Genomic DNA, 5,222 nt, shown 5'->3' on the forward strand with positions numbered 1-5,222 from the left:
GATCTATTCGTGGTAGGCCGTGCGGGATTCGAACCTGCGACCAACGGATTAAAAGTCCGCTGCTCTACCAGCTGAGCTAACGACCCGAAAGAGGCCGTATTATATACAAGCCGATTGGCGTCTGCCAAGAGGAATTTGCAAAAATCGTTTATCCCAATGCGGCGGTGACTTTCAGCACTTCTTCCACTGTGGTCACGCCGTCGCGGACTTTGTAGGCGCCGGCGATGCGCAGGGGTTTCATCTGGTCCGCGATGGCCTGCTTGCGCAATGCGGAGATGTCCGTCTCTTCCTGCACCAGATTGTTGAAGGCCTCGGTCACGGTCAGCAGCTCGTAAATGCCGGTACGGCCGCGGTAACCGGTCTGGCGGCATTCGGGGCAGCCGACGGGGCGATAGACCTTGTCCGGCTTGGGGATGTTCCACTGGCCGCCAAGGCCCTGCCAGATATCATCGGCGATCTCGCCGCCTTCCGATGTCTTGCAGTCGGTGCACAGCGTACGCACCAGGCGCTGCGCCATGATGCCGATCAGCGTAGCTTCCAGCAGGTAATAGGGCACGCCCAATTCCAGCAAGCGCATCACGGCGGACGGCGCGTCATTGGTGTGCAAGGTGGACAGCACCAGGTGGCCCGTCAGTGCGGCCTGGATCGCCATCTCGGCGGTGGCCAGGTCGCGGATCTCACCGACCATGATGATGTCCGGGTCCTGACGCATCAGGGCGCGCACGCCATCGGCAAAGGTGAGGTCGATGCTGGGCTGCACCTGCATCTGGTTGAAGGAAGATTCGACCATCTCGATCGGGTCTTCCACGGTACAGACATTGACCTCCGACGTCGCCAGTGCCTTCAGCGTGGTGTACAGCGTGGTGGTCTTGCCCGAGCCGGTCGGCCCGGTGACGAGGATGATGCCGTGCGGACGATTGGTCAACGCATCCCAGCGCGCGGCATCGTCGGCCGGGAAGCCCAGTTCCGGCAGGGTCTTCACCACCACGTCCGGATCGAAGATACGCATCACCAGCTTTTCGCCAAACGCGGTCGGCAGGGTGGACAGACGCAGTTCAACTTCCTGTCCGCCTGCGGTACGGGTCTTGATACGGCCATCCTGCGGACGGCGCTTCTCGATCACGTCCATGCGGCCCAGCAGCTTGATACGCGCCGTCATCGCGATCATCACCACCGCCGGCACCTGATACACCTGATGCAGCACGCCGTCGATACGGAAGCGGATGGTGCCGAGGTCGCGCTTGGGCTCCAGGTGGATATCGGAGGCGCGCTGTTCGAAAGCGTACTGCCACAGCCAGTCCACGATATTGACCACGTGCTGGTCATTGGCGTCGACCTGCTTATTGGTCTTGCCCATCTCGACCAGCTGCTCGAAGTTATTGCGCAGCGCGACGTCCTGGCCGGTGGATTTGTTGGCCTTCTTGATCGACTTGGCCAGCGTGAAGAACTGCGAGGTGTACTGCGCAATGTCGAGCGGATTGGCGATCACGCGCTTGATGGTGCGGCGCGCGATCTTGGCGATCTCCGCCTCCCACTCCAGCGCGAAGGGATCGGCGGTGGCCACCACCAGCGTGTCCAGGTTCATCTCCACCGGCAGGATATTGAAGCGCGCCGCATAGCTGGCGGACATCACATCCGCCACCTTGGTGAAGTCGACCTTGAGCGGATCGATGCGATAGAAGGGCAGCTGGCAGCGGTCGGCCAGCCATTCGCTCAGCCCATCGAGCGTCAGCAGCTTGTGGGATTTTGCGTGGGACAGCTTGCAGTGGGCGACGGCGCTCAGCGGATGCATGGCGCCCGGCGTGTTGCGCAGGATGCCCTGCGCTTGCGTGTAGTGGGCCTTGACTTCGGCTTTCTCGACCATGCCATCGGCCAGCAGCCAGGTGAATATCTGTTGAAGATCGAGTGCCTTGGTCATGTAGGTCCTTTAGCTTTGGCTGGCTTTGATGCCCTTGAGCCAGGATTTGGCGGGCAGCCTGGTGTCGGCCACGATTTGCGCGGCGCGTTCGGCCAGCTCTTTGACGTCGATATCGCGTTTGGTCTTGAAGGCGATGGCGACCACGTTCCCGTCATGCACCTGCGGCAGCGACACCACTTGCGCGAAGGCGAACTTCATCGCTTTCAGATTCTTCGCATAGCTGGGGTGATCGCCGAACAAGTTGACGGTCATGATGCCGTCGTCATTCAGGCAAGCGGCGCAAGCCTGGTAGAACTCCGGCGTATCCAGCACGGGACCGCGCGCAGTGGCGTCGTACAGGTCCACCTGCAGGGCGTCCAGCGCGCCGTGGTTGGCGCGGTCGGTGACGTAATCCATCGCATCTATTTCGATCACTTGCAGGCGCTCGTCGTTGTCCGGCAGCTTGAACATGGAAGCGCAGATCGCGACCACGGAAGGGTTCAGCTCAATGGCCGTGACCGAGGCTTGCGGGAAGTGCTTGTAGCAGAACTTGGTCAGCGCACCGGTGCCCAGGCCCAGCTGGGCGATAGCGCGCGGTTCCTCGATCCACAGCATCCATGCCATCATCTGCTGAGCGTACTCCAGCTCCGGCCAGTCCGGTTTGCGGATGCGCATGGCGCCCTGCACCCATTCGGTGCCGAAATGCAGATAGCGCACGCCATCCATTTCGGACAGGGTAACCGGCGCGAATTTCGGCTTGCGCGGAGCAGGGGCGGAACGCGCAGGGCGGGAGGATTCTTCTTTTTCGATGGATTTACGTTTGATCAGCATAGTGAGGCATTATCCCGCGATGTTTTGCCCGGAAGCAAGCGAACAAATAAAAAACGCCGGCACTGGGCCGGCGTTGTAGCGTAGGGCGGATCATCGATCCGCCGGCTTTTATTGCATCGGTTCCACGGACACGCGCAGGCKAATGCGCTGGCCCGGGTCGTAGCTCATGACGCTGGTGTAATTGCGGCCGCGATAATCGTACTCGACCTGGTAGCCATTGGTGCGCGATTCCCAGTGGTCAACGGTGCGGCACTGCTTGACGGCCTGTTCCTGCACCGGGCCTGGGCCGGCGTCCTGGTTCTGTACGCRATCGCCGACCACGGCGCCGGCGATGGCGCCGGCCGCGGTGGCGGCAGTGCGGCCATTACCACGGCCAACCGTGCTGCCCAGCAGGGCGCCGGCAATACCGCCCACCACGGAACCGCCTACGCCGCGTTCGGCTGGCTGTTGGGTCTGGACATACTCGGTACGGCATTCCTGGCGCGGACGGTTGACCTGTTCAACCTGTGGCGTAACGCGGGTTACGCGGCCGTAATCTTCGAAATCGGTAGCTTGCGCTTGAGCCAGAGGCAAGGCGCCCAGGCTGGCGAGGGAGAGCAGCAGTGTAGAAGTGAGCTTCATATTATTTACCTCATTTGGCGTTTTTGGGCAGTTCACGGAGAAATGGGAATTGCACCCAGATATGGTAACGCTCGAATGTATCGGGAGGTTGTCAGCGATGGCAACAAATTGTAACGTGCCGCTTAAAACTGGCTTATTATGTTCTGTTTTTAACAAATCTTGCGATTGACATCACATTCGAGTTGATTCAGCGGATACAACACGTTACCCTAATACCCGTATGGAATCAGATTGACAGGGAGAAAGCCCGGCGCATTGACCCGCCAGCGGCACTACAAGTACCGTACATCACAAGGTCGATTTGAGGAAAAGATGAGTTTGTTGATCACTGTGCCGCCTAATTTAGTGCAGTCCATCCGCGCCTTTCGCGTGGGCGAGCTGCAGGAAGAGGCAGCCCGCTTGGGGCAGCACTTTTTGTATGCACACTGCCATCATGGGCAGACCAAGCAGCAGGTGTTGGGAATTATCGCCGAATCGTTTTATATGCCGAAACCCTGCGGCAAAAACTTCGACGCTCTGCGTGAAACCCTGACCGAAACGATGAATAAAGCAGGCGAGCAGACCGGTTTCCTGGTCGTGCTGGAACAGCTGCCGAATACCCAGAAATTTGATCGTGAAGCACGTGAGTGCCTGCTGGATGTCTTCCGTGATGCGGCCGATTACTGGGCCGAGAAAAAAGTCCCGTTCCGCGTTTTCTACTCCTTCGAGTAAGCACGCGCCGTCGCATTTCGCTCCCCCTTGCCAGCATTGCTGCGATGCAGCATAATATCGCGCTGCCCGGCCGTAGCAGGTACAATGGCGGCCATGAAAAACATCGTCATCCTCATTTCGGGCCGCGGAAGCAATATGGAAGCTGTGGTCCGTGCCGCGCAGGCCGAACAATGGCCCGCCCGCATCGCCGCCGTCATCAGCAATAAAGCCGACGCCAAAGGACTGGAATTTGCCGCCAGCCATGGCATTCCGACCGCCGTGGTCGCGCACAAGGAATATCCTAGCCGCGAGGCCTTCGACGCCGCTTTGCAAGAGGTAATCGATTCGTATCAGCCCGACCTGGTCGTGCTGGCCGGCTTCATGCGTATCCTGACGCCAGGCTTTGTCGAGCACTACACTGGCCGCATGCTGAATATCCATCCGTCGCTGCTGCCGCACTTCCCGGGCCTGCATACGCACGAACAGGCACTGGCCGCGGGCCACGAGCGCCACGGCGCCACCGTGCACTTCGTGACCGCCGACCTGGATCACGGCCCGATGGTGGACCAGGCCTCCGTGGCTGTGATGCCGGGCGATACGCCTGAACTGCTGGCTTCCCGTGTGCTGGAGCAGGAACATGTGCTGTACCCTCGTGCTATCCGCTGGTTCGTCGAAGACCGCCTGCGGATCGAGGATGGCAAGGTCCACGTGGACCACAACTGAATAAGAAAGATTGTTATGCGTTTGCCCCCGTTTATCCTGACCAGCGCCGAAGATGTGCTGCGCGAAATCCTGCGCTTTGCGGCGCCGGCCGATACCACGCTGTCCCGCTTCTTCAAGGACCACCCGAAGCTGGGCGGCCGCGAGCGCGGCGCCATTGCCGAGTGCATCTACGCCGTACTGCGTAACAAGGCCTTCTTCACCGACCGCGCCGAAGCGGGCGGTGGCGCCACCATGCGCCGCCTGGTCCTGCTGGGCATGGCCGATGCCGTCGGTTTCGACGCGCTGGGCGGCCTGTCGACGGACGAGGCGGAGTGGCTGAAACGCCAGCTGGAAATCGACCGCTCGCTGCTGCATAAGTCCATGCGCGCCAATATGCCGAAATGGCTGTTCGACAAGCTGGTGGCGCAGTACGGCGAAGAAGAAACCCTGGTGCTGGCCGATGCCCTGAACACCCCGGCGC

Annotated in this window: 5 protein-coding genes, 1 tRNA gene and 1 pseudogene; 3 read left to right on the forward strand and 4 right to left on the reverse strand. The window is 60.5% G+C overall.

Annotated elements, in window-relative coordinates:
* Positions 1-10: 10 nt before the first annotated feature.
* The 4 genes from AB4Z11_RS22060 to AB4Z11_RS22075 form a co-directional block, all read right to left on the reverse strand.
* Positions 11-86: transfer RNA gene (locus AB4Z11_RS22060), tRNA-Lys, on the reverse strand.
* Between the two features lie 62 nt (positions 87-148).
* On the reverse strand, positions 149-1,918 hold the full coding sequence (locus AB4Z11_RS22065) for a GspE/PulE family protein (RefSeq protein ID WP_442027687.1): 1,770 nt from the start codon (positions 1,916-1,918) through the stop codon (positions 149-151).
* A 9-nt stretch (positions 1,919-1,927) separates the two neighbouring features.
* Positions 1,928-2,728: a spermidine synthase gene (locus AB4Z11_RS22070; RefSeq protein WP_442027688.1), complete on the reverse strand. Its 801-nt coding sequence runs from the start codon at positions 2,726-2,728 to the stop codon at positions 1,928-1,930.
* A 108-nt stretch (positions 2,729-2,836) separates the two neighbouring features.
* Complete coding sequence (locus tag AB4Z11_RS22075; protein ID WP_442027689.1) at positions 2,837-3,349, reverse strand: glycine zipper 2TM domain-containing protein; 513 nt, start codon at positions 3,347-3,349, stop codon at positions 2,837-2,839.
* A gap of 312 nt (positions 3,350-3,661) precedes the next feature.
* Here AB4Z11_RS22075 and AB4Z11_RS22080 point away from each other — a divergent pair, with 312 nt between their 5' ends.
* From AB4Z11_RS22080 to AB4Z11_RS22090, 3 genes and pseudogenes are all read left to right on the forward strand, one after another.
* Complete coding sequence (locus AB4Z11_RS22080; RefSeq protein WP_442027690.1) at positions 3,662-4,060, forward strand: barstar family protein; 399 nt, start codon at positions 3,662-3,664, stop codon at positions 4,058-4,060.
* A gap of 93 nt (positions 4,061-4,153) precedes the next feature.
* Positions 4,154-4,762, forward strand: a complete 609-nt coding sequence (gene purN, locus AB4Z11_RS22085) for a phosphoribosylglycinamide formyltransferase (RefSeq protein WP_442027692.1) — start codon at positions 4,154-4,156, stop codon at positions 4,760-4,762.
* Between the two features lie 15 nt (positions 4,763-4,777).
* A pseudogene (locus tag AB4Z11_RS22090) lies at positions 4,778-5,222 on the forward strand (SAM-dependent methyltransferase); the annotation flags it as partial.

This window comes from Pseudoduganella sp. RAF53_2, assembly GCF_052113985.1.
GTDB lineage: Bacteria > Pseudomonadota > Gammaproteobacteria > Burkholderiales > Burkholderiaceae_D > Rugamonas.

Excerpts from the sequence above, each read along its gene's own strand:
- AB4Z11_RS22070 (WP_442027688.1), bottom strand. The coding sequence starts at position 2,728 with ATGCTGATCAAACGTAAATCCATCGAAAAAGAAGAATCCTCCCGCCCT.
- AB4Z11_RS22065 (WP_442027687.1), bottom strand. The coding sequence starts at position 1,918 with ATGACCAAGGCACTCGATCTTCAACAGATATTCACCTGGCTGCTGGCC.
- purN (WP_442027692.1), top strand. The coding sequence starts at position 4,154 with ATGAAAAACATCGTCATCCTCATTTCGGGCCGCGGAAGCAATATGGAA.
- AB4Z11_RS22080 (WP_442027690.1), top strand. The coding sequence starts at position 3,662 with ATGAGTTTGTTGATCACTGTGCCGCCTAATTTAGTGCAGTCCATCCGC.